The organism is Variovorax sp. 770b2 (genome assembly GCF_900115685.1).
Lineage (GTDB): Bacteria > Pseudomonadota > Gammaproteobacteria > Burkholderiales > Burkholderiaceae_C > Variovorax.
The window spans coordinates 120,829-142,043 of record NZ_FOXJ01000009.1; the positions used below are offsets into that span (position 1 = coordinate 120,829).

Below are 21,215 nucleotides of genomic sequence, written 5' to 3' on the forward strand. Positions count from 1 at the left end.
GATTGACCAGCAATTGCGCCCGCAATTGCCTGATCAAGGCCCGAGCACAAGAGACTGCGAGCGCCTTCAGAAAAAGCGTCGAACATGGTGAGGAACTGATCAAACGACGCTTGTCCGTCTGCTCGACGCCAAGGGTTTCACCCCTTCTGTCGCCTCGCGTTCCTGCCCTCGATGAGGTGAATCTGAACAACGGCAAATCCAGTGTCATCCCCGTCGTGCTCCAAAGAGTGGGGCTTAGTCGGACCCTGGGCGTTTGAAGACTCACGTTCTGAAGAAGATTCTCGCCACCACGTGTCAAGGGTCTGCAAGCCGCTTGGTAAGTCTGCAATTGCAGTAATCCACTGAGTTCGATCACAAATTGGAAGCGAGCTCATCAAAGAACTGATCGCGACTCTGCTCATCATCGGATCAGTGGAGCCTTTGTGTCCGACTGTGACCTTACGATTCCTGCATAGTTCGAGTAACGCGGCGATCAGTTCGTTCCAGCCATGAATCTGGTTAGGGCTACTAGGCACCGGTGCTTGCGTCTCCGCATAGTCCTTGCCCACGCCGCCGACATCTCGAAGGAAGTCGGTGATTGAACTGCCTAGCGAATGGAAGCTGGTAGGCGTACCAACATTGCATGCGATCCATGGCTCGCCAGACCAGTCGTCACCCGAGGGTATGGGCATAACCGGATCTGCCCAGACTGCCGTCCACCATTCCAAGGTTTTTAGATCAACTTGTTTGTGCTTCGCTGGAATGTCAAATGTCAACGTACTGGGCGCACCGGCAGGATAGTCGAGCTCAAAGCGGTACCAATTTTTCGCAAAGGCGAGTTGGTCCTTACACTGTGCTGCGTTCGTAATTGGAGGACCGCCTGTCACAGCAGCTAATGTCCGCTTGGCCTGATGCAGCCAAGCTTTTCCGCCACTGGGGCGTCCTTTTTGATGAACCGTCTTGAGGAAGAGCACATCGCCGATCTCGATCGTCGGATCAGGCGTGCTCGAACCGGGGACGGAGTACCTGATCCTAGGGTGAGTGTCTACGTATGCCGAAGCAACAATTGCATGCCAACCATGGCGCAGACAGTGTCGGATTCCAGTTTGCAGGTCATCCAAAAAGTCGGTTGTGACGAGCGTCTTGACATGATTCTTCTCGTTCTGAGACTTTGCTCTCGTGTAGGCCGACCGAAGCGCGTTCATGATGTGTTGTTCCATCGCTGCGATTGAGCCCGCCCCTTTTTTCCAAGGCTCCGGTGGACTGTTGGAACGTTTTGGTCTCGTCTTTTTTTTTGACATCGGTCGTCGGTACCATGGAATGTTTCGACGCAAAGTGTGAGTCTTTACTGCCGAGGGGCAAAGAGGCGCAGGGTATCACCGGCAAGAACCATTTGCGGCGCGTGTTCGCGTTGAGGCTACGGGACAAGAACACCGCGGCGTTTCTTTGTCGCATCGACTCTACGTTTAAGAGTTGAAACACTCGAGCGATTCAATAGGCTGGCAACAGCGGCGTCAGACAGTCCTCGAACCCGACATGCACGCGGTTCATCCGAGCTGCCAGAACGCGGTCCCCGGTCAGTATTGCCAGCATCATTGCAGCGATCGTGACAAGGCCATTTGAGCATTCAATCAGCTGCCAGACCAGCTGCACCGGGAAGCCGTCTTGATGGCGTCGCAGTGCGTGCACGCCGACATGGACGAAGGAGTTCAAGGCATGCCGCTGCATGTCCTCGAATCGGCCCAGCATCGCTGCAGGTGCCGCAGCGGCCGGCACGGCAATCGAGGCGCCACGCAGCTGTTTGATCATTTCTCGTGCTGCCGGCAGCTTCCGCGCAGCTTCGTCAGCCGCCGCGGTGAGCGGCGCCGCAGCCAAGGCTACTTGCCCATCTGAAGCCGCAAACAGCAGCCATGCCGAGCGCGTTGTCGATTCGAACTGAAGTCGCATCAGGGGCACCGCCGACGAGACAAACCCGCCGGCAATCAGCGATCGCAGTGCGCGTGCGTGGTCGATTGAGAGAGACGCGGCAGTGACGCTGAGTGCCAATTTTTCCGCACCCTCGCCGTGCTCGGGGTACCCGTCGAGGTCGAGCATTCGAACGATGATGTCGTCGAGTTCATCGGATCGGCGCAGGAGGTGTTCGATGTCCATGCGCCAAGGCTCCCACAAGGAGTCAGCCTCTGCAATCGCCGCTGCGTTGCGAGCTGGCTCGCTCGGCGATCTGTGTTGTTGACCAGTTGCGAAACTGCTGCAACCTAGTCAACGCTACATCGCGCGAATCTTTTTGCCGTTCCCTGCGCGAGGATCGACATAACCGGGAGCAAGCTCGGCTTCGCTCCCGTACAAATCCAACGGTTCTTTGAGCCATAGTGGAAAATCGCGAGCGGCAAGGCTGTGGTCTGGAGAACAGTCCACGCACCAGCGTCGGAGCATGTAGCCCGAGTGCGCAGCGCGCACTCGCACCTTGAGCACACCGTCCACCATTGGGTAGTCCATCTTGACGATTTCAGGTCTGGGATGGTTCGGGTGTGTGACCAGTTCCAGTTCAATAACGCGGTTCCACAGCACGTCTTGCTCTACGGTCTCTTCCTTGAGCACAGGGCGGTCATCCAGCACCTTGGGATCTTGCATGCGCGTGAGCACGTAGTCCCGAAACTGGCGATGCTTTCGGTCGAACGCCCTCACTTGCCACATCAGACCGATGTCGACAAGTGCCAGAGGCACCAGTTCCTTAGAGGTGCGGCCACTTGCGACGGATGTGTAGTGAAGCCGCACAGCCTTTCCCAAACGGATGGCCCGGGTGATCGGCGCGATCACGGAAGCCGCTGGCAGATTCAACGCAGTCGGGTATTCGCATCGCACCATGGGTTGCGATTGGGCATCAAGACCTTGACCAAAGCCCTGCGAAAGCGCCGTCAGCACGCGTTGGGGCGCGTGGTCGAAAAGGGGCTCAAAAGCTTTGGTGGGTCGATAGAGCTTCGCTGCCTTGTCGAGCTCCAGATTTTCGGAGGCGATTTCCTTGTACTGAGCGATGTCGCGCGTTGCACCGGCGGAGCCGGACTCGAATCGATCGATCAGGTCCTGTCGCCGAAGCTCACCCAAAAAGTAGAGCTGGAAGTCAATGAATGCCAGACGCTCCCGTTGGGTGCGCGGAATTTCGTCGACCTCACGGCGACGCGCTTCTTGATCGAGGTATGGCATGGGGCGATCATATTCGATCGGAGAATCGAATCACTACGATCTGTTGACATAACCAAAATGATCGCATAAGATTTTGGAATTACAGCAGCAGGAGCTTTCCATGGCGAAGAACAAACTGATCGGTGACAACGCTCGCGTCGGCGCGGTGAAAGACCGCTCCCAAGTGTTCAACCCGACCAACCAGGTCTGGACCAAGCGCGATTCGGACTCCGGACGCTTCATGGACCAGAAGGCAGACGGCGAACCGTTCAAGGGCGTTCGCAAGGAAAAACCGAGTAACTAACGCGGGCGGGGAAGGACCGGCGCTTGCGGTCTCCACCCCTTCGCATAGAGACCTACACATGCAACGCGATCTTCCCCAGCTTCCGACCCGCCGCCGTTTTTCCGGTGCGGCGTCTGCGAAATTCTTTTACCTCGCCGAGAAGATCGCGAGGGTCTACGAGCCGACCACCACCCAGCTTGAGGAACTCGACCGCGCGTACGGGAGCACAGGCGATTACCTGTCTACCTGCACGGAATTCGATGGCTTGCTGTATCGGGTTCACGCGCACGGCTCCCGACAGCTCGGAACGATGGTGCGGCCCATTGACGCATGCCGGACTGGCTACGACATCGACTTGGCTGCCTGCTTGGAAGCAGCCGGCATGCGCCGCTATGGCGGCCCGACCGGTCCTGCACTCCTCATCGAACACCTCTACGTCGCGTTAAAGCGCTACGCCGACCGGCACGGTCTGGAAATCAAGCGACACGAACGGTGCGTCACGCTGACCTACGCCGGCGGCATGACGGCCGATTTCGCGCCGATCATCGACGACCCCTCGCAGGTGGTGGTGCACGGCGACACGCACGCGAGCATCCCCGACCGCGACCTGCAGCGCTACATCTCCACCAACCCGCGCGGGTACTGCAAAGCCTTCGACCTCATCGCGCAAATCTCGCCGGCGTTCGAGCGCTCCACCGCGATGCACATGACATTCGATTCGATGCGAAAGTCCGAACTGGTGCCGCTGCCTGATGCGGACGAAGTTTTTGGTCGCCTGCTGTCGCGTCTGGTGCAGCTCACCAAGATCAATCGCAACATTCGGTTCGGTGCACCCTCGGGCACGTTGGATCTGGCACCGCCCTCGAGTTTCCTCACGACCCTTGTCGCCAATGCCTACGCGATTGAAGCGCCCAAGCCGCACGATGGCCCCATGGACCTGCTGCTGGACATGGTGTCGCTGATGCCCAAGCTTTTCCAGCGCCTCCAGTTGCCTGAAGGCAGGGAGTTTTGGTATCTCAGCAACCCGACCGCCCTGAACGACAACCTGGCAGGTTGCATGGACACGAACTCCAAGCAGAAGGCGTTCGATGCTTGGCACGAACGCCTGCAGACGGACCTGACCGCCCTCGTTGATGCCATCGATCAAAGCGCCGGCCTCGACGTCATTGCCAAGGCTGCCGAACGCGCATTTGGGGACCGTGCAAAGAACGCGGTGCTCGAGGACAACGCCGCACGGCGCGAGGAAAAGAGGATGTCGGGCCAGGCTGTCTTCATCGCTGGCGGGTCTGCTGCGATTTCCACACCGAGCCGCGCCCACACCAATTTCGGTGATTGATGGGTCGCAGACCGAGCATGCCGGCTCCGACCCTGCCCGAGCGGGCTTACGAGCTGCGGGCGTTACGCTTTCCCGATGCGCAAGTGCAACTGGTTCAAGGTCGCGAGCTGCGCTTCCGGTTTGCGATCTCGCCGACGGCTTTCTCCCGTCAATATCAATGCCTGCTGGTGATGACGCGGACTGGCTTCCCGGAAATGTTCATCCTGTCGCCCAATCTGCTCGAACTGTCAGATGGACGAACGCTTCCGCACATCTACCGACACGATGGTGGTGGCACCAAGCTCTGCCTCTGGCTCCCTCGCAAGAGCGAATGGTCTTCTCACATGCGACTGCTGGAGACCTACATCGCGTGGACCAGCGAGTGGCTGAATTATTTTGAAGAGTGGCTCGTGACCGACCAGTGGGCGGGCGGCGGCGAGCATCCAGTGCCGAAGAAGAAGCGGTGGCGGTGACGCCGCCGAATTGAACTACGTCAGTCAAAAACAATGGGAGCAGAGGGATCGCATGAACCAGATCATCACGAAGCAGAACGAGCGGTATTCACTGCAGCTACTCAGCGCGCAACGGCAAACTTATTCGGACGCCAAGTGCTTGCTGGCTTTCCAACTGGTGCTGATTGGGCCACTGGCAGCAGCGACGGCCATGGTGAGCATCTTCGTGCCCGACTGGAAGATCATTGTTGCGCTGTGGGGAGTAATCGTCCTTGTGCTCGATCTCGGGTACTTCACTCCAAAGCAAAAACGTCTTCGTGAATCCGGTGCCCGAATCCAGGAACGCTTCGACTGCGAGGTGTTCAACCTGAGTTGGGATGCAACGCGAGTGGGCGGCCAGGAGCCGCATGAAAACGTGATCCGACAGTCTGCCCGCTATCAAAAGATCGCCCACACGATGACGCCGCTGGAGGACTGGTACTCGGTGGTGGTGGGCAGCCTGCCTTTGCCAATGGCCCGCCTAGTCTGTCAGCGTACCAACTGCTGGTGGGATGCCGAGCAGCGTCGAAAATACGCGTCCGTTGTTGGAGGCATCTTGCTCGCAAGTTTCCTTATCGTGCTTGCCCTAGGCGTTTTTGCAAAGCTCTCGGTCAATGAGTTGATCTTGATTGTGCTGTTCCCCATGTTGTCGACTTTGAAGCAAGCCTATCAACAATGGAGCGACAACCGTGAGGCCGCCAACAGGCTGGACATTCTCCGCGCGTGCGCAGAGAAATCCTGGAAGGCCGCGCTCAACGGAGCAGACGACCGTAAGCTAGAAAATGAGTCGCGAGCTTTGCAAGGAGAGATTTTTGACGGGCGGAAGCGCAATCCATTGGTCTTCGATTTCCTCTTCAAACGCTTGCGCGATGAACATGAGGCGCAGATGGACTCGGGTGCAGCACATCTCGTAGCTGAAGCGGAGCAGGCCATGAAGCCCTGAGAGCCAAATCTCTATAAAAGCAAAAGCTTGGGCCCGTTCAGCCCGTCGCCCGGTGCGCGTCCATCAGAAGACGCACAGGCCTATGTCGAGATGAGTCCAAACGGCTACATCGACCCGTTTTGACCTCTGGCCTTTTCGTAGACCTCCGGCAACAGCAGGTCGGCAATCTCCTCAAAAACCTTCGGGTTCTGCAGAGCCTGCTCGGACATCGAGTGGTGACTCTCAAGTGCCCGGATGATGGCCTGCGACAGCACGGATCTGTAGTTCCCGTTGGCAAACTGACCGGCCGTTGAATTCGCCTTGGCTTGCTCGGCGAGCGCTGCATCTTCAATCGCATTGCCTATGACCGCGGTCGCCCATCCTTCAGTCTCGCTTTCGCTGTGCTTGCCAGCAAAGATTTCATTCATCTTCATGATGATGGTCGACAAACGGAGCTTCGGATCATCCCAAGCGGCGCCGCCGCCGGCCGCCATGGGATCTAGCTTCTTTGCTTCGCCGGCGCCGAGATCCAACGCGTGCTCGGTTTTGTTCTTCAGCTTGTAGCCCGCCAGGCGGGCAGCACCCTCGATCGAAATCGGATCGTCCTCCTGCCCGTGCAGTCGCGGCTGCAGCATCTTCAAAAAAGCATGCAGCTTTTCCAGATCGGCATCGTTGTAGTCGACGATCTGGGACAGGAAGTCGTAGGCCGTGATGAAGGTGCCAGCATCGCGTCGGAAAAGCTCCTGCTCTTCTTTCAGCAGATCGACGTACCGCTCATGCGCCTGCTTCAAATGCGCCTGAAAGGCCTGGTCGTTGCGCGTGCTGAAATACAACTTCGAGAAGGCCTCAATCTCCTCCCAGAGGTACACGCCCGCGGCGTCCAGCTTCTCGCGCATGTGATGCGGCAGGTTGCGGTCGGTGAGACTGGAAAGCGCAGCCGTGCGATAGAACGGCATGAACGCCTTCAGCACGTCCTCCGCCTTGTTCCGGAAGTCCAAAACGAAGGTCGACTCCTTGCCAGGGAACATGCGGTTCAAACGCGAAAGCGTCTGCACAGCCATCACGTCGTCGAGCCGCTTGTCGACGTACATTGCGCACAGCAACGGCTGGTCGAAGCCAGTCTGAAACTTGTTTGCCACCAACAGGACACGGTACTCGTCGGTGTTAAACTTTTCCTTGATCAAGTCGTCCTTGATCTTCGGCTTCCCGCCGTTCACGTCGCCCTCACCAGCGTCGACCACCCCGTATTCATCGTCCGTGATCGTTCCTGAATAGGCCACCAAGGCCTTGAAGTCGTGGTACCCGGCCTTGGCCATGTACTTGTCGAATTCCTTCTTGTAGCGCACAGCTGCCTTGCGGCTGTCTGTGACCACCATTGCTTTTGCTTGGCCGTTCAGCAGGCCCATCACGTGGTCGCGGAAGTGCTCGATGATCATCGCCACCTTCTGCGCCACGCTGGTCGGGTGCAGGGCGACGTACTGAAACAGCTTCTTGCGGGCCTTGCCCGACTTCATCTCTTGGTCCTTACCTTGCTGTTCGAGCTTGAACGCAGCGTCGTACGTCACGTAGCCCTTAAGCACGTCCAAGATGAATTTTTCCTCGATCGCCTGGCGCATCGAGTAGACATGGAAAGGCACGGGCAACCCGTCCGGGCCTTTGCGTCCGAACAGTTCAAGGGTCTTGGCTTTGGGCGTGGCGGTGAAGGCGTAGTAGCTGATGTTGGTCGGTCGCTTGCGGGCACTCATCAGCCTTGCCACCAGATCTTCACTCGTGACTTCCTTGTCCTCGTCGCCTTCCTTCTCGAGTTCGCTGGCCTCGGCCGTGAAACCTTCCTTGTTCAACGCTTCGCGCAACTGGACAGCCGTTTTTCCTGACTGAGAAGAGTGGGCTTCGTCGACGATCACGGCGAAGCTTCGGCCCTTCATCGAGCCAGTCTTCTTGATCACGTGCGGAAACTTTTGCAGCGTCGTCACAATGATTTTGGCTTCGCCGTCAAGGGCCTTCGCCAACTGCGTGGAATCCTCGTCAATGCGAACCACCACGCCAGGCGTAGCCTCGAACTGCTTGATCGTGTCCTGTAGCTGCTGGTCGAGCACGTTCCGATCGGTGATGACGATGACGGATGTGAACACCTTGTTGTTGTGGGCGTCGAAGAGCGACGACAAACGGTGCGCGACCCATCCGATCGTGTTCGATTTCCCCGAACCGGCTGAGTGCTGCACTAGGTAGGTCTTGCCTACGCCTTCCTTCAGGGTTGACTTAAGCAGTTCATTGACGGCATCGTGCTGGTGGTAGCGCGGAAACAGCAGTGAAGACGAAAGCGCCTTCTTGCCGGTCTTCACATGTATCGACTCTTTGACCTCCACCGAGATGAACTTCCCCAAGATGTCGAGAAAGGCCTCGCGCTTGAAGATCTCATGCCACAGGTACGCCGTGGCATGGCCTCGTTCGTGGTCCGCCGGATTGCCGGCGCTTGCGCCGCCAAGACCATCCGCGATGCCGCGGTTGAACGGCAGGAAGCGCGTCTTCGCACCGTCGAGCTTGGTCGTCATCCGCACTTCGTCGCTGCTGAGCGCAAAGTGAACAAGTACACGCGATCCGAACGTGAGCAGGGGCTCCGGCATGTTTGACGGCGGGTCGACCGGCAGCCGATCTTGCCTGTACTGCTTCACCGCGGCCTCAATCGACTGGGTGGTCTCGACCTTGAGCTCGATGGTCGCGACAGGAATGCCGTTGACGAACAGCACCAGGTCGATGTTGTTGCCGTTGTGCAAGGAGTAGTGCACTTGACGAACGACACGCAGGATGTTGCCGTTGAACTCGCTCCACAGCTTGGGATTCAGGCCGTTTACCGGCGCGAACTGCGCCATCTTGAAAGTCGAGGCGATGTGTTTAAAGCCCTTGCGCAGCACATGGAGTGAGCCCCAGAGTTGCGGATCGTCCTTCTTGATCGTCTTGCGATCGCGATCAAGCTCCTTTGCGAGGATCGCTGCGAACTCGCGTTCCGCGTCGGCGTTAGTGCCGTGGTCGGCCGCAAACTTCGTCCACGTTTCAGGCTGCGTGGCCTTCACCCAGGTGATCGCGTCCGCAGGGTACAGCGCCATGCGCTTGTCGTAGCCGGCGTCGTAAGCGTGGCTCTTGACGAACGGAAGCGGACCGTCGAAAAGCCAGCCGTTGCCCTGCAGATGCTTGCAAATCTCGTCTTCGAAAACCACTTCTTGGTGGATCAGTGAGCTCATGCTGCCTCGAGTTCTTTTTTGCTTTGGAAGTTGTGGCGGAGGTCGATACGGCCGAGGACGGCGTCAGTAATCGTGGTCGAGCGCAGTTCGGTCAGCAGATCAATCTCCTTCCGAGCATGTTCGGCGAGATCAGAAAGCCGAAGTAGTTCATCGTTCAAGCTTTTAAGCAAACGGCCTCTCTCGGCTTCGGGGGGGAGCAATACTGGAAATTCCTTGACGTTCCCCTGGCTAATCGACGCCAGATTCGTACTTTGTTTGGCGTTGTTCATGAAGTAAAACTTCGCGTACGCCGTTCTCGTAATCGCAGCGAGCCATGGCGCGATAGTCGCGTCGTCAAGTCGCACTGCAAACACATGGTTCTGGTGAATGCACGGAGATACCTCGCCGGACCACATGGCGCCTCGGCCCACCTTGTCGTAGTCACCGCCTTCGTTCATCAATACATCGCCTGGCCGCAAGGCATAGCGTTCGACTTCGTCGTCTGAAACCTCGATCAGCGAGACCGATGACAAGTCCAGATACCCGTCTTGAACATTGGCAACTCTGAGGTAGGGTACTTCCACCATGGAAGTGCCGCCGTACTTCTTGCCTTTCGCAACCCCGGACCGGATTTGCCCGAGAAACTTCAGTCGCACCAAGTTCCATCCACGTGGAATCTTTGGGAGCCATTGGTCGCCACTTTCAACGGACGCAAGCTCTGCTCCAGTCAGAATTTGAGTAAGGCGAGAATTCTTGAGCTGTTCCAGCGCTGAAAGCAAAATTTTTTTTGCTTCTATTAGCGCATCGATCCGCACTGTTTCGATGTCAAGAAAGGAGGCGATCGCACGTTGCTCCTGATGGCTAGGTATTGCAATAGGCACTCTTCCAAGGTCAGAAAAGGTAATGCTTTGCCGCATGCCAGATCCGAGTCCATAAAATACTTTAAGAATGTCGAGTGCTAGAAGCAAGTAGTAGGCGTACCTTGCTGAGCCCCACCAAGAACAGTCGAGGCCGACGTATGCAGATGTGATGATCCCCGGTTCTGTTACTTGACCGACACGCACACTTCGCTTGTCGTTCTGCAGATCCAGCAAGCGCAGAACCACATCCCCTGGGTAAAGCATTTGGTACGTCGAGTACGACGCAGGCCTTAGGCCATCAAAAGCTGAAGGGTCTTTTCTTTTGAGCTGGCCATAGCTCAGAGAAAGCAAAGTCGGCGTCATTTCAGAGGAGTTCTGCTCGTTTCTTTCTACAAAACATGCGGCGATGGGGCGCCTACTCCAACGCGAGGGAATCTGCTCAAGCCATGGAGCACCCGACAGAGGTAGCATCATTGCGTCACCCCCTTAAGCATCTGGATGAACTGCTTCTCCATGACCTCGATTTCATGGCGAATCGCATCCCGACTGCGCGGCGCTTCGTACACGTAGAACTCACGGTTGAAGTTCATTTCGCAGCCAACTAAACCGATTTGGCCGTCAGCCGAATCGCGCACGGTTTTGTTGACCCACGCGTCCGGCCAATGCGGTATCACTTCGCGCTCGAAGTAGGCGGCGATGCCGGCTTCGACGTCGTTGCCCAGCACCGAGAACGGGATGTATTCGGAATCACGGAGGTCGGCGTCGGAGATGACCTCGCCTTTTTCGTTCGTTGTGATGTCGGCGGCTTTGTCACGGATGCCAAAGAACTTGCGAGCGACCTCAAACTGCTTGGCTTTTAACGTCGAGGGCTTGATCTCGGCAGTCTCGTCCATTTCGTCGTGAGCCGTTTGCAGATCAGCTCGGAACTGTTCCGCATTTTTCCAACTGCGTGCTGGCTCGTCACCAAGGGCCTGATTCAGCGTCGCCATGAGCTCTCCACCATCCTTCAACTTGCTGTAGCCAGAGTCGTGAATAAACGCAAGCAACCGCTCTTCAGTCACGTCAAACCGCATGCGCTGCGGCCGCTCGATCGTGACCTTGCGGTAGAAGAAATGTGCGTTATCGAGCACCTTGGTCTTAAGGGCGCGTTTTCGACCCGACGTGACGCCTCGGTCATTCCATTTTGCGGTCTCAAAGTCGTGGAACGCCTGGGCGATGCGCGACTGGCAATCGTCGGAAAGCTCGAATCGCTTCTTGCCCAAGTTCTTCTTCATCAACACGCCCATCTGCGATGCATCGATCAACAGGACCTTGCCCTTGCGCTCCGCTGGCTTGCGATTGCTCATGAACCAGAGGTATGTCGCGATGTTAGTGTTGTAGAACATGTCCGTGGGCATGGCCACGATCGCTTCGAGGTAGTCGTGCTCAAGGATGTGCCGACGGATCTCGGACTCACCACTACCCGCATCTCCAGTGAAAAGCGGCGAGCCGTTGTGGACCAAGCCGATCTTCCCGCCGCCCTCGCCATCGATGAAGGGGCGCATCTTCGACAGGCTGTTCAACTGGAACAGCATCTGGCCGTCGCTGATTCGGGGCAAACCTGGCCCGAACCGACCTGCGGCGCCTTTGGCGTGTTCGCGCTCGACTGCCTCTTGCGCAGGCTTCCACTCCACGCCATACGGCGGATTGGAAAGCTGGTAGTCGAATCGCTCATCGGGGTGCTTGTCCTCGGCAAGCGTGTCACCCACTGCGATGTCGGCAGGGTCTTGGTCCCGGATCAACATGTCGGCCATGCAGATCGCGTACGTTTCGTCCTCAAGCTCTTGCCCGAAAAGACGCAAGCGGGCATTCGTGTTGAAGCTCCGGAATTTTTCCTCGCCTTCGGACAGCATGCCGCCCGTGCCCGCAGTCTGGTCGTACATGGTGCGGATCACGCCAGGCACGCTCAGCGCTTCGTCGTCACCGTCGAAGAGGATGCTGGTCATCAGATGAATGACGTCGCGGGGTGTGTATTGCTCGCCAGCTGGTGATGTTTCGTTGAAGCGGCGCAGCAGCTCTTCGAAGGCCTTGCCCATGTCGTGAGCCGTGACCGAGTACGTGTCCATCGGCATGCGTGCGAACGCCTGGACGATATGAAACAGCCGGCCTTTCTCCTGCAGCTTGTCGACTGTGGCCATGAACGAGAACTTCTCGAAGATCTTCCGGACGTTCGGCGAAAAGCCATTCACCATCGCGTCCAAGTTATCGCGCAAGCTGTCCGGCGCATCGGTCAAGCCCTTGAGCGTGAACGGCGAGTGGTTCCAGAACGGGTAGCCCGTGATCGGCGCCAGGAACATGCGCAGGTCGTAATTTTTGGTCGAGATTTCGCCATGCTTTGCAACCACTGCACTCTTGGTGGGCTGTAGCAGGCAATCCAGCCGGCGAAGTACCGTGAAGGGTAAGATCACACGCCGATACTCCGGCTCACGGAAGGCGCCGCGTAGCAACTCGGCGCTGCGCCAGATCAAATCGGCGACATTAGGGCGCGGCAGCGCGAGTGATTCACGCAGCCGTGGCAAACGATCTTTGACATACCGGCCGAGGTTGTGCCTCTGGGTAGCCTCCCACCCATCCTGGGCCTGCGGAAAATGCGCGATCAGGCCGATGTTTTCAGCGGCCGCCGGGTGTGACTTCTGCAGGTCGGCGGCCAGTTCTTGCAGCTTGGCCACGGCGGCATCGTCTTCAACTTTCGTTGATGGGCGAGTCAATGCTTCGATTTGCGCAACGACTTCGTCGAAGACGTGCTGAATGTTGACGGGCTTGCTCATTTTTTGTTCATTTTGGTGTTGGGGGCCGCGCGCTTCGCTGCGGCCTTGGGCAACTTGCCGGCCCGCATCGCGGCCGAGCGTTCAGGCTGAGCGGGACGAACACGGCCTGGCACGAAATCGGTCGCGTCAACGGTGAATCGCGGCTGGCCGAGACGCCGAAGCAGCAGCGCGATCGTGCTGATGGACGCAAATACTCGCGTCTTACCCAAGCTACTTCCGAGAATGGCATCGCTCTCGCCCAGCTTTAACGCGATAACGAAACCTCCGCTCCCGCCAACCGCAACGATCTCGCCGACTGCGCCAGCGCCAATGAGTTGACGCAGCGCCGCTTCGTTCAAGAGAGCGGCCGAACGCCCAGAGGGGGGGGCGACAGTTGCCGAAATGGATCTCACAGATCGCATTTTGACACATGATTTATATGAAACGACTCTAGGATTTTTGTTATCGGAGATCGTTTTGTACGATCTCCCTTTTCTCGCCTACTTAGGCAAGACTCGCATTCTCGAAAAACTTGACGAGCGGGAGAACCGTTGAAGCTTGTAGAACTGATTCAGACGGAACAGGACCGAGATGAAATCCTTTTCCTCAGGCACGCTACAGACAGGGCCTTCGCGGTCTGGCAGACGACCGCTCCTGGTCGGCTCTGACCTAACCGGACCCACCTGTGCAGTGCCGTGACAAATCTCTAGCCCCCCCAGTGAGACCAGAACAGGCAAGCCTTTTCGGGCGCTTCTGGTGGCACTGTCGGAGGGTCCCAAGAACGGGTACGGGTCGGCACAATCCGTGGAATCGGCCCTAAACCCAAGTCGTCCTCTGGCGCAGACCAACGACATCGAAGAACAACCCTATGTCTCGCGATTACATAGCTGAATTCCCCATACCTTCTCATCTACTGCCCGCTCGGCTACGAGAGCTGCTGACTCCTGCTGGTGATGCCGCTGATGAGATGGTGGAAGTGACCTCACGATGGGATTCGGATACCGCAGGGGCTGCGCCAGATGAGCATGCCTACATGCTCATGTCCGTGGTCTCAGAGGAGAAGGTCGAGCTTGGCGCATTCAAAGGAGTGATGGACAGCCTCGTGGAGTACTCGGTCCCTGTCCTGCGGGAAAAGGGAGGGTCGCGCGCTTATTCCCCAAACGTCGAGGGTCATGACTACATCGTCGCCTCCTGGGGAAATGGCTCCTTCTACACATTCCACTTGGCGGAGAAGGTATGGATGGCTCTAGGGCTAACTCCGCGGTGCCTTGGCAACAGCGAACAGCGCTTGGTGTACGACGACCTTAGGGCGCCCGTTTTCGGGGTTGCGGAGGGTGAAGTTTCGGCTTACTTTGAATGGAAAGCATCGCGCAACGTAACTTGGCGAATGTCGAACGAATACCTTCGCAAGTACCTTTGGCTAAGGGGGGCCGTCGGCGTGCGAACGTTCTTTTATCAGGTCACTCTCGAGAGTTGCGCGGAGCTGCGTAAGCTGATGGACGGCAGCAAGCACGTTCGCTTGGGCTCTGAAGGCGATTGGTATGAGGTTCACCTTCAAGAGCAGGAGCATGAGCTGCGACTTGAAGTGCGGGCCGCTGTTGCGGCCGTTCCTTGCGAGCTTTGCCATGAAGCAAGCGCTGACGGGCTCGTTTGGCCCGGCATAGAGGAGCCTGTGACCAAGGTGAGCGCAAACGCCATGCTCGCAGGCCCCTCGATGTACTTAGACGACGGATTTCTGGAGCGATACGAGCAAAGCTTGTTCTATGACACAGTGCCGTATCTGCAATTTGGTCAGTGGGGTTGCAGTCCGTCGTACCGAGGTCAATGGTCATTCTCAGAATGCACTCGGAGAGGCCGCAACCTCATCAAGGTTCCGATCCGTGAACTCTATAAGCCTAAGCCGGACCGGGAGATCGTGCATGCTCATGCCTATGTGCTGGCCTCGGAGCAAGTAGCCAAGCTCAATCTGGAAGAGGAACACGTCGTCAGCAAGACCCACCGGCTGCTAGCTCAGATCCTTGAACTGGGGGACAACTTGTCCAAGCTGGGAAGTGCCGTTGGCGTCCAAAAAGCGCCAATGGATTGGGTCGGCTTTTCCAGAGCCGAAATCGAGGGCAAGGGGTGGGCTGCGTACGGGCAGTTGAGCCGTTTGGCAAAGGTCGCCCCGCTGGAGATGACTCAGCAAGCATTCTTGTCCCGCTGCAAAGGGCTGCACGAGGTGTGGCAGCGAGTGCCAGATGGCTTGGTGCGTCAGGTGCTCGAGATTGCCGGATGTCCGAAGAAAGAGGTCAAGGACTTGAAGAGCTTGAAGTTGCTCCAGGCACTGTTGAACATCGTTCAGCGGCTGGACGACCAACATGAGCGTCCTGAGGCCCTTCAAAGCACGACTGAGGCCGAGGGATGGTCGGCCCGCAACCCTCAATTGGCTCCGCTGTTTCTCAACAATGACCTTCGAATTGCCGACGCCCATGAGGCTTTTGGCAGTTGCATCGCGACCTTGCAAGACATGGGGTTTGAAACTGCCAGCTTGAATCAGGGCTACGGACGCGCCCTCGATTTTGTATTCGACGGTGTCATCGCTTCTTTCGAAGCGATGAATGGGCCTCTGCGCAGAATTCTCGATCGCTGAAAAACCTCCAACTTGTCGCTTGCCCGTCAATAGTCGCAATCTTTGAAAAGAAAAATTCTCATGTCAGCCACATCGGCATGTCGGCCTTCGACCACGTTGGGGAGTGGTGGTGGCCGCTACTGCTGCCGGTCAGAAGGCACTCGATGAGCAATCACTTGGCTTGCTCAACGTAAGCCCATCGCGCTTGCGCAGCGAAGGTGTTGTTGACCACAGCCGCGACCTGGGGGTTGCCGGGCGCCAAGCCAAGGTTGTTTTCAACATACTTCGTCACGGCGGTGTAAACGTTGCCTTTCGACTCGTCGAGGTAGTGGCGGAGCAGCACGCAGCCAAATCGAAAGTTGGTCTGCAGGTGCATGAGCGTGGACACATCGCCGTTCCCGATCTTCGAAACCCAGGCTGGGTTTACCGCCATGTAGCCCATGGCGCCGTTGGGTGCCACTGCGTATTTTCTGAAACCTGACAGAGCCTCGGTTGACCCAAGCACGAGGCCCAAATCCAGACTGGCTCGCCTCGCCTCATACCAAATCGTCTGGGCGATCTCCTTGCGCATCGTGGCATCCTGCACGAAGGGCACTAGCTTCTTGTCCGTCTCGGCAAGCCAGCGCAGGTATGCAAGCCGATCCTCGGTGCGAGTGAAGGCAGCTACCGGTGGGGCGGTGTTCTGAATCGTCGCCGTGCTGTCGAGCAACGGTTGATCGGCCTTGGTCTGCGCGGTGGCACAGGTCGCGAGCGCGCCACCAATTGCCAAAAGCACAGAGAGACAAGCCGAGCGCCTTCCATGGACCCAGCACCAGCGATGAACAGGTTGTTGTGGCAGAAGACGGCGTCTTCGACGCCGGTCATAGCCGCCAGGTCCTGGTTGCGCAAGCCGGCCCAGGTGGCCGGCAGGTCGCGGCGTGCCACGAAAGACTGAGGCTCGATCGGCGCCACGCGCACTTGGTGCTGGCCACCCGGGGTCTCCGGATAGACGACGAAGAGAACATCGGGCATCTCAGCGCAAACGACGCTCGACCAGGACAGCCCCGACTCCCTGAGCACCAGGATCTTCCCGTCCGCAAGCAGCTCGCCCTGCCGGACCAGCGACTCGCCGGCGAACTTGTCGGAGTAGCGCACGATCAGGCGGTCGATGAAAAGTCCCATGAAGCCCATGACCGTCTTGAACTGCTCGAGCTCGAGCGCAGCGATTGCCGGCGACGCCGCCCCGACGCCGGCGTTGCGCACGGCCGCGCCCTCCTCGCTTCGCGACGTGTTGAAGGCGCTCACCATCGCGGAGATTCCGAAGTAACCGGGTGCTGCGTTGAGCGTGCCCGTGTCGGCCATGTCCAGGTGCTGCACGAGCTCCTCGTCGACAGCGTGGCGCACGCGCAGGGCGATCTGCTCGTCGATGCTCGGCAGACGCATTCGGATCAGGTCCAGGCCATGGGTGAGCCACACCAGGCCGGAGCTCGCGTAGACCACGCCGCTCGATCGTTGCTCGGCAAAGCCCTTTTGGTGGTGATCGAAGCGGCCGCGCGCAGGATCCCACTCCCCGCCCACGTCAACGGCGAAGTCCGCCGCGGCGATGAGCTTCATGTCGCGCGTGCGGATCAATGTGGCGCCAGGGTGAAGTGCCATCAGCACGGCAGCAGCGAACACGTCGTCCGCATGGAAAGAGTTGCCGTGTGCGGCGACTGTTGGAGAAGGATTGTTCATGCGTGAGTAGCCGGCAATTGGACCCGCTGAAACGCCATCCACTCCTGGGCGGGTTGGCCGGCCGCGGATTGTCGCTGTAGCCAAGGGGTCAGAGGTTCTCCGGCGCGCGCCACGACTACAGCAGGTCAAGAACCTTGGGACCTCATGGGCGACGCCAGCTCGAGAAGCCAGCGGCCGGCTGGGCTCCGTGCCCTGGATCACGCGAACGCTGGTGCGTCAGTCCGCGGAGAAGAAACAGCGGAACGTGACATTCCGATCGCTCATCTCTTCGGCGACGTCCCGGAACATGTCGAGGATCTCTTGGCACAAGGCGTGCTGGAACCGAGTGGGCAGGTGCTCCAGGACGACAGCAAACCCCGTGTCCGCGGAGCGCGGCACTGAGCGCACAATGCTGGCGCCCAAATCGGTCAGGCCCTTCTGCGCGGTCAAGCCAAAGTCGGTGGCGAGCTTTGCCACAGCATCGGTCTTCGTGGCGATGTCACGTAGAGATGTGCGCCAGAAGACGTTTCGTTCGCGCTCGGCGGCTTCTTGCAGGTCTGAAATGCGCAGTGCGCGGATGGACTGCACGAAGTTCGGGCGCATCTCCTTCAACTTGAGCATCTCGTCCAAAACCAATTCCATTCGGTGTCTCTCAATAGTTGATTGGGCAGCTGCTGGTCAAGATGACCAGTCTGAGGTCTTCCAGCGTGGGCCGACCCAACGGGAAAACCCTCGATTATCGAGGTTCGCCACCCTGAGGGGAAGCTAGCACGGGGCCAGGCGTCCTCTGGGGAGTGGGTTCTGGCACCGCCCATGAGACGGTGGTCTTCTCGGCGGTCATCCAGCTGAAGGGGTGTGCCAGGCGCAGCCTGCGCGCCCCCGGCAGCACCGCGGCGATCGCGGACTCAACGTCCTCACGCAACGGCCGGCCCGAGCGGCCCTTCGTGCAGGCATTCACGACCAGGTCGCCGGGGCGGTACGACAGCAACAACCGCTCCTGGAAAAAGGCAGCTCCGCCCGCAGCCCACGCGGCGCGGAAGACGCTGTCGCGGTACTTGCTCGGCGTGGAGCCAAGCGAGCATTGATAAGGGACGGCATTCAGCAGCTTCAGCTGGGCGCTGTCCTTGACCCAATCGCTGGGCACGAGGAGGTGTGCGTGCCGACGAATCTGGCGACCGGTCGGTCCGTTTGCCGGCCACGGTGTGTACCAGAGTTTGCTGGAAAACTCGTCCTTGTGCGGAGACTCCATCACCAGGAGGATCACCGGCAACGCCGGATCGCGCTCCTGGGAGGACGAGGCAATGAAATTCCAGTCCTTCTGATCGCCGAAGTGGCCGATCCGTCCGACGTAGCGATCAGGGCAAAAACGGGCGTCCGCAGGCATGGCTCCCAGCCCGGTGTTCCGCACGATGTCATCAAAGGCGAGGCCATTGGCCTCGATGGTGGGCTGCAGTGCAGTGCTGGTGATCACGCGAAGTGCTGGCGGCGAACAAGCTCAGTCATTTTTCTGCTTAGCCGAAGCGCCTTCTCCATTACCAGCTCCGAACCCCTCTGCACCTGTAGTAAAGGATGCAGCACTCTTGCCGGCGTTGATCTGAGCCTGAAGCCATCCAACAACACGGCCCTTTGCGCCTGCGATCCATGTCTCCCCCGTTTCAGGATTCTTGTACGTCGTGCCAGTTTCGACCTCACGCGGCGGGCGCGGCGCAGCGCCCGTACGTTTGGCCGCGATCGTATCGTAGGGAGCCAAGGCCTTGATGCCTTCGGCGATCGAGAATCCTCCGGCCTGCAGCTTCTTTGCGTATGCGTCAGCGAGAACCTTGATTTCTTCGCCACGCTTTGCTTGAAGCGCTGCCTCAAGCACTGCGCGCTCTGCATCCATGTCCTGGATGCGCTTTTGGATCTCCGCAAAGCTCATGTTTCTTGCATCTGACATCAGTTTGGATCTCTTTTGATAAGGTGGATGGAAAACTGACAAGTAGGATACCCGGCACCGGTCTGGGCACTACTTTGCCGGCCTACTTTCCATACTTCGCATACTTTTCCTACTCGGCGTACCAACGCATTCGTATTCACTCGGGGGCGGTCTCGACATGAACACGTCGGGAAGCATTCCCTGTGTGTGTCAGATGCAGCTCATGCATGAATCGCGAATGTGCAATTCGCGAACCTTCGACGTTGGCGGTTTCAGTCGACGCGCGCAGGCAACTCGATGACTTCGACGTGGTAACCGTGAGCAGCCAAGAGGGTCAGAAGACCCTCTTGGCCTGAAAGATGGGCGGCGCCGACATTGACAAAAGCGCCACCTTCGTCAAGCCACGGCGTGAGCCTTTTCAGCCAAGCGTGATTGCGATCCGAGACCATCACCCGGTTGTGCCGTGCCGCATCAGCGGCATTTGCCGCGAGCGAATCGACCGCGGCGTTGACGTCTTCATAGTGGCCGCTGGCGATCGCCGCGACTGCGCGGTTGTAAGCATTCAGTGAACTTGGGTGCAAGGCGATTCGCAGCTGACGCCTGTAGATTCGCTCATCGAGTGCCGCACGACGCTTTCCACCTCATCGGGATCTTCCAAGCTGAATCGGGGGACATCGTTTCTTTGCGCCGCATCTTGGAGTATTTGGTCACGTGATCGAACGCCCGGCCTGGTGCAGCGATAGGCGGCATAGCCGGCAGCTTCGGCAGCACTTTTGCGGGTCAATGCGTGGAGGTAGAGCGTCGCTGCAACTTGCGCTTGCTCATCGCCCTTTAGGCGAACTATTGTGGGAAGGCACAGGATTCTCTCCATCAGGACTTTGCGTAGGCCTTCGTCGAGCATCTGTGTCCAGGCGGCGTATGTTCCGGGACCGGTCCCCGCTTCCTGCTCACGCAATCGTGACTTGTAGGTGAGAGGTCCGCCGGTGCCCTCGACCACGTAGCGCGAGAAGCCCTTGAGGACTGAATCGGCTGGCTGCGGCAGTCCATCGACTGGTGCATGGATGCTGCCAATGATGACGTTCGCATTGCCGGTCGGCGCAGTCACCTTGATGGCTGAACGGTTGCTTGTGCGGCACTGTATGAAGCGCTGACGACCAATGCAGCCGAAACCAGCAGGCGTTTGAAAATTCTCATCTGCGACTCCATTTCTTTCGGTAGTGTATGAACGGAATGGCATACAAACCGATGCTGGTCGCCCCCCATTTTCTGCGCGAGACCGGCCTCTGATCGAGTGGAGCGTGCCTGCATCCAATGCCAAGATAGGCATTTCGTTTTCGTCTCTCAGCGAAGACGTCAACACGCCTGATTTGGACCGCCGAACATGCCGCCGACAGCCGCATGTCTGCGCTACCATCGCGCCGCAGATTCCAGAATCTGCGAAGGGACGGTAGGCAGTGCGTCGAGTGATCAACCCTTAAAAGCGCAACTGCCTGTGGATCGTCTTTATCTACGCATTGGCAGCCATGTCACCTCCAGCTTCACGCCCCTTCATGTCCACGCTCGGAGCCTCGGTCTGGGAGATCAGCGGCCTGAACGTGGCGCAGCTCTCGCAACAGCCCGTCTGATCACGTTGCAGACACCGGAGGCGGCCCAAGTGGCCAACGAAGCCGTGGTGCTCGAGCGCTTCACAGGCCTGGAGAGCGTCAACGAACTCTTCAACTTCGAGATCGAAGTGCTCGCCACGTCTAGCAATCGGCGGAGCACTGACGGGCCGAGCTGCCTGTTGGTAGTACCGCTCGTTTGTTCGACCACATTGCACCATTTCCAATAACTCACGGAACCGGCGCCCGCTGACGCGGTCCGCGCGTTACCGTGGTTGCGGACACGACGCCCTCCGCGCGCGCTGTGCGTCGGCACGCCTTACGGCAAGTCTCGGTGTGATCATGCGCCTCCCACCAATTTAGAG

20 protein-coding genes are annotated in these 21,215 nt (G+C 58.4%); 6 read left to right on the forward strand and 14 right to left on the reverse strand.

What is annotated here, in order from left to right:
- Positions 1-137: 137 nt before the first annotated feature.
- From BM133_RS34955 to BM133_RS31330, 3 genes are all read right to left on the reverse strand, one after another.
- Entirely contained in the window at positions 138-1,199 is a 1,062-nt protein-coding gene (locus BM133_RS34955; protein WP_143100258.1) for a hypothetical protein, read from the reverse strand.
- 271 nt (positions 1,200-1,470) lie between these two features.
- Positions 1,471-2,130: a DUF6988 family protein gene (locus BM133_RS31325; protein WP_093442902.1), complete on the reverse strand. Its 660-nt coding sequence runs from the start codon at positions 2,128-2,130 to the stop codon at positions 1,471-1,473.
- 114 nt (positions 2,131-2,244) lie between these two features.
- Positions 2,245-3,180 (reverse strand): BrxR family transcriptional regulator, encoded by a 936-nt coding sequence (locus BM133_RS31330; RefSeq protein ID WP_093442904.1) that lies wholly within the window; start codon positions 3,178-3,180, stop codon positions 2,245-2,247.
- Between the two features lie 100 nt (positions 3,181-3,280).
- Here BM133_RS31330 and BM133_RS31335 point away from each other — a divergent pair, with 100 nt between their 5' ends.
- The 4 genes from BM133_RS31335 to BM133_RS31350 are packed head-to-tail and all read left to right on the forward strand — an operon-like array spanning position 3,281 to position 6,191.
- Positions 3,281-3,463 (forward strand): hypothetical protein, encoded by a 183-nt coding sequence (locus BM133_RS31335; protein WP_093442906.1) that lies wholly within the window; start codon positions 3,281-3,283, stop codon positions 3,461-3,463.
- 58 nt (positions 3,464-3,521) lie between these two features.
- Complete coding sequence (locus tag BM133_RS31340; protein WP_093442908.1) at positions 3,522-4,778, forward strand: cyclic GMP-AMP synthase DncV-like nucleotidyltransferase; 1,257 nt, start codon at positions 3,522-3,524, stop codon at positions 4,776-4,778.
- Positions 4,779-4,795: 17 nt separating this feature from the next.
- A complete protein-coding gene (locus BM133_RS31345) occupies positions 4,796-5,230 on the forward strand; it encodes a type II CBASS E2 protein (protein ID WP_237678062.1) in 435 nt (144 codons plus the stop codon).
- 52 nt (positions 5,231-5,282) lie between these two features.
- Positions 5,283-6,191, forward strand: a complete 909-nt coding sequence (locus BM133_RS31350) for an S-4TM family putative pore-forming effector (RefSeq protein ID WP_093442912.1) — start codon at positions 5,283-5,285, stop codon at positions 6,189-6,191.
- A 104-nt stretch (positions 6,192-6,295) separates the two neighbouring features.
- Here the strand turns inward: BM133_RS31350 and BM133_RS31355 are convergent, their stop codons facing one another.
- The 4 genes from BM133_RS31355 to BM133_RS31370 form a co-directional block, all read right to left on the reverse strand.
- A complete protein-coding gene (locus BM133_RS31355) occupies positions 6,296-9,409 on the reverse strand; it encodes a type I restriction endonuclease subunit R (protein ID WP_093442914.1) in 3,114 nt (1,037 codons plus the stop codon).
- Positions 9,406-10,611: a restriction endonuclease subunit S gene (locus BM133_RS31360; RefSeq protein ID WP_177225001.1), complete on the reverse strand. Its 1,206-nt coding sequence runs from the start codon at positions 10,609-10,611 to the stop codon at positions 9,406-9,408. The genes BM133_RS31355 and BM133_RS31360 overlap by 4 nt, the downstream gene beginning before the upstream one ends.
- A gap of 107 nt (positions 10,612-10,718) precedes the next feature.
- The gene (locus BM133_RS31365) at positions 10,719-13,055 is read right to left on the reverse strand and encodes a type I restriction-modification system subunit M (RefSeq protein ID WP_093442918.1); all 2,337 of its coding nucleotides are present in this window, start codon (positions 13,053-13,055) and stop codon (positions 10,719-10,721) included.
- Complete coding sequence (locus BM133_RS31370) at positions 13,052-13,393, reverse strand: hypothetical protein (protein ID WP_093442921.1); 342 nt, start codon at positions 13,391-13,393, stop codon at positions 13,052-13,054. Before BM133_RS31370 ends, BM133_RS31365 begins: the two co-directional genes overlap by 4 nt.
- Positions 13,394-13,902: 509 nt before the next feature.
- On the opposite strand from BM133_RS31370, the gene BM133_RS31375 reads away from it, so the two are divergent.
- Positions 13,903-15,663: a hypothetical protein gene (locus BM133_RS31375; RefSeq protein WP_093442923.1), complete on the forward strand. Its 1,761-nt coding sequence runs from the start codon at positions 13,903-13,905 to the stop codon at positions 15,661-15,663.
- A gap of 151 nt (positions 15,664-15,814) precedes the next feature.
- On the opposite strand, the gene BM133_RS31380 is transcribed toward BM133_RS31375, so the two are convergent.
- The 7 genes from BM133_RS31380 to BM133_RS34965 form a co-directional block, all read right to left on the reverse strand.
- A complete protein-coding gene (locus BM133_RS31380) occupies positions 15,815-16,351 on the reverse strand; it encodes a lytic transglycosylase domain-containing protein (RefSeq protein ID WP_093442925.1) in 537 nt (178 codons plus the stop codon).
- Complete coding sequence (locus BM133_RS31385; protein WP_093442926.1) at positions 16,306-17,355, reverse strand: MYG1 family protein; 1,050 nt, start codon at positions 17,353-17,355, stop codon at positions 16,306-16,308. The genes BM133_RS31380 and BM133_RS31385 overlap by 46 nt, the downstream gene beginning before the upstream one ends.
- Positions 17,356-17,571: 216 nt before the next feature.
- Positions 17,572-17,976: a hypothetical protein gene (locus BM133_RS31390; RefSeq protein WP_093442928.1), complete on the reverse strand. Its 405-nt coding sequence runs from the start codon at positions 17,974-17,976 to the stop codon at positions 17,572-17,574.
- Positions 17,977-18,070: 94 nt separating this feature from the next.
- Positions 18,071-18,805 (reverse strand): hypothetical protein, encoded by a 735-nt coding sequence (locus BM133_RS31395; RefSeq protein ID WP_093442930.1) that lies wholly within the window; start codon positions 18,803-18,805, stop codon positions 18,071-18,073.
- Between the two features lie 24 nt (positions 18,806-18,829).
- Positions 18,830-19,270, reverse strand: coding sequence for an H-NS histone family protein (locus BM133_RS34960; protein WP_143100259.1), 441 nt, complete (start codon positions 19,268-19,270; stop codon positions 18,830-18,832).
- 251 nt (positions 19,271-19,521) lie between these two features.
- On the reverse strand, positions 19,522-19,830 hold the full coding sequence (locus BM133_RS31400; RefSeq protein WP_177225002.1) for a TraB/GumN family protein: 309 nt from the start codon (positions 19,828-19,830) through the stop codon (positions 19,522-19,524).
- The gene (locus BM133_RS34965; protein WP_143100260.1) at positions 19,812-20,486 is read right to left on the reverse strand and encodes a hypothetical protein; all 675 of its coding nucleotides are present in this window, start codon (positions 20,484-20,486) and stop codon (positions 19,812-19,814) included. Before BM133_RS34965 ends, BM133_RS31400 begins: the two co-directional genes overlap by 19 nt.
- 144 nt (positions 20,487-20,630) lie before the next feature.
- Here BM133_RS34965 and BM133_RS35295 point away from each other — a divergent pair, with 144 nt between their 5' ends.
- A complete protein-coding gene (locus BM133_RS35295) occupies positions 20,631-21,080 on the forward strand; it encodes a hypothetical protein (RefSeq protein ID WP_177225003.1) in 450 nt (149 codons plus the stop codon).
- The last annotated feature ends 135 nt before the right edge of the window (positions 21,081-21,215 follow it).

What these genes read in the sequence shown, in the direction of transcription:
- BM133_RS34955 (WP_143100258.1), bottom strand. Translation starts at nt 1,199, where the DNA reads ATGGAACAACACATCATGAACGCGCTTCGGTCGGCCTACACGAGAGCA.
- BM133_RS31325 (WP_093442902.1), bottom strand. Translation starts at nt 2,130, where the DNA reads ATGGACATCGAACACCTCCTGCGCCGATCCGATGAACTCGACGACATC.
- BM133_RS31330 (WP_093442904.1), bottom strand. Translation starts at nt 3,180, where the DNA reads ATGCCATACCTCGATCAAGAAGCGCGTCGCCGTGAGGTCGACGAAATT.
- BM133_RS31335 (WP_093442906.1), top strand. Translation starts at nt 3,281, where the DNA reads ATGGCGAAGAACAAACTGATCGGTGACAACGCTCGCGTCGGCGCGGTG.
- BM133_RS31340 (WP_093442908.1), top strand. Translation starts at nt 3,522, where the DNA reads ATGCAACGCGATCTTCCCCAGCTTCCGACCCGCCGCCGTTTTTCCGGT.
- BM133_RS31345 (WP_237678062.1), top strand. Translation starts at nt 4,796, where the DNA reads ATGCCGGCTCCGACCCTGCCCGAGCGGGCTTACGAGCTGCGGGCGTTA.
- BM133_RS31350 (WP_093442912.1), top strand. Translation starts at nt 5,283, where the DNA reads ATGAACCAGATCATCACGAAGCAGAACGAGCGGTATTCACTGCAGCTA.
- BM133_RS31355 (WP_093442914.1), bottom strand. Translation starts at nt 9,409, where the DNA reads ATGAGCTCACTGATCCACCAAGAAGTGGTTTTCGAAGACGAGATTTGC.
- BM133_RS31360 (WP_177225001.1), bottom strand. Translation starts at nt 10,611, where the DNA reads ATGACGCCGACTTTGCTTTCTCTGAGCTATGGCCAGCTCAAAAGAAAA.
- BM133_RS31365 (WP_093442918.1), bottom strand. Translation starts at nt 13,055, where the DNA reads ATGAGCAAGCCCGTCAACATTCAGCACGTCTTCGACGAAGTCGTTGCG.
- BM133_RS31375 (WP_093442923.1), top strand. Translation starts at nt 13,903, where the DNA reads ATGTCTCGCGATTACATAGCTGAATTCCCCATACCTTCTCATCTACTG.
- BM133_RS31385 (WP_093442926.1), bottom strand. Translation starts at nt 17,355, where the DNA reads ATGAACAATCCTTCTCCAACAGTCGCCGCACACGGCAACTCTTTCCAT.
- BM133_RS31390 (WP_093442928.1), bottom strand. Translation starts at nt 17,976, where the DNA reads ATGGAATTGGTTTTGGACGAGATGCTCAAGTTGAAGGAGATGCGCCCG.
- BM133_RS34960 (WP_143100259.1), bottom strand. Translation starts at nt 19,270, where the DNA reads ATGTCAGATGCAAGAAACATGAGCTTTGCGGAGATCCAAAAGCGCATC.
- BM133_RS34965 (WP_143100260.1), bottom strand. Translation starts at nt 20,486, where the DNA reads ATGCCATTCCGTTCATACACTACCGAAAGAAATGGAGTCGCAGATGAG.
- BM133_RS35295 (WP_177225003.1), top strand. Translation starts at nt 20,631, where the DNA reads ATGCCGCCGACAGCCGCATGTCTGCGCTACCATCGCGCCGCAGATTCC.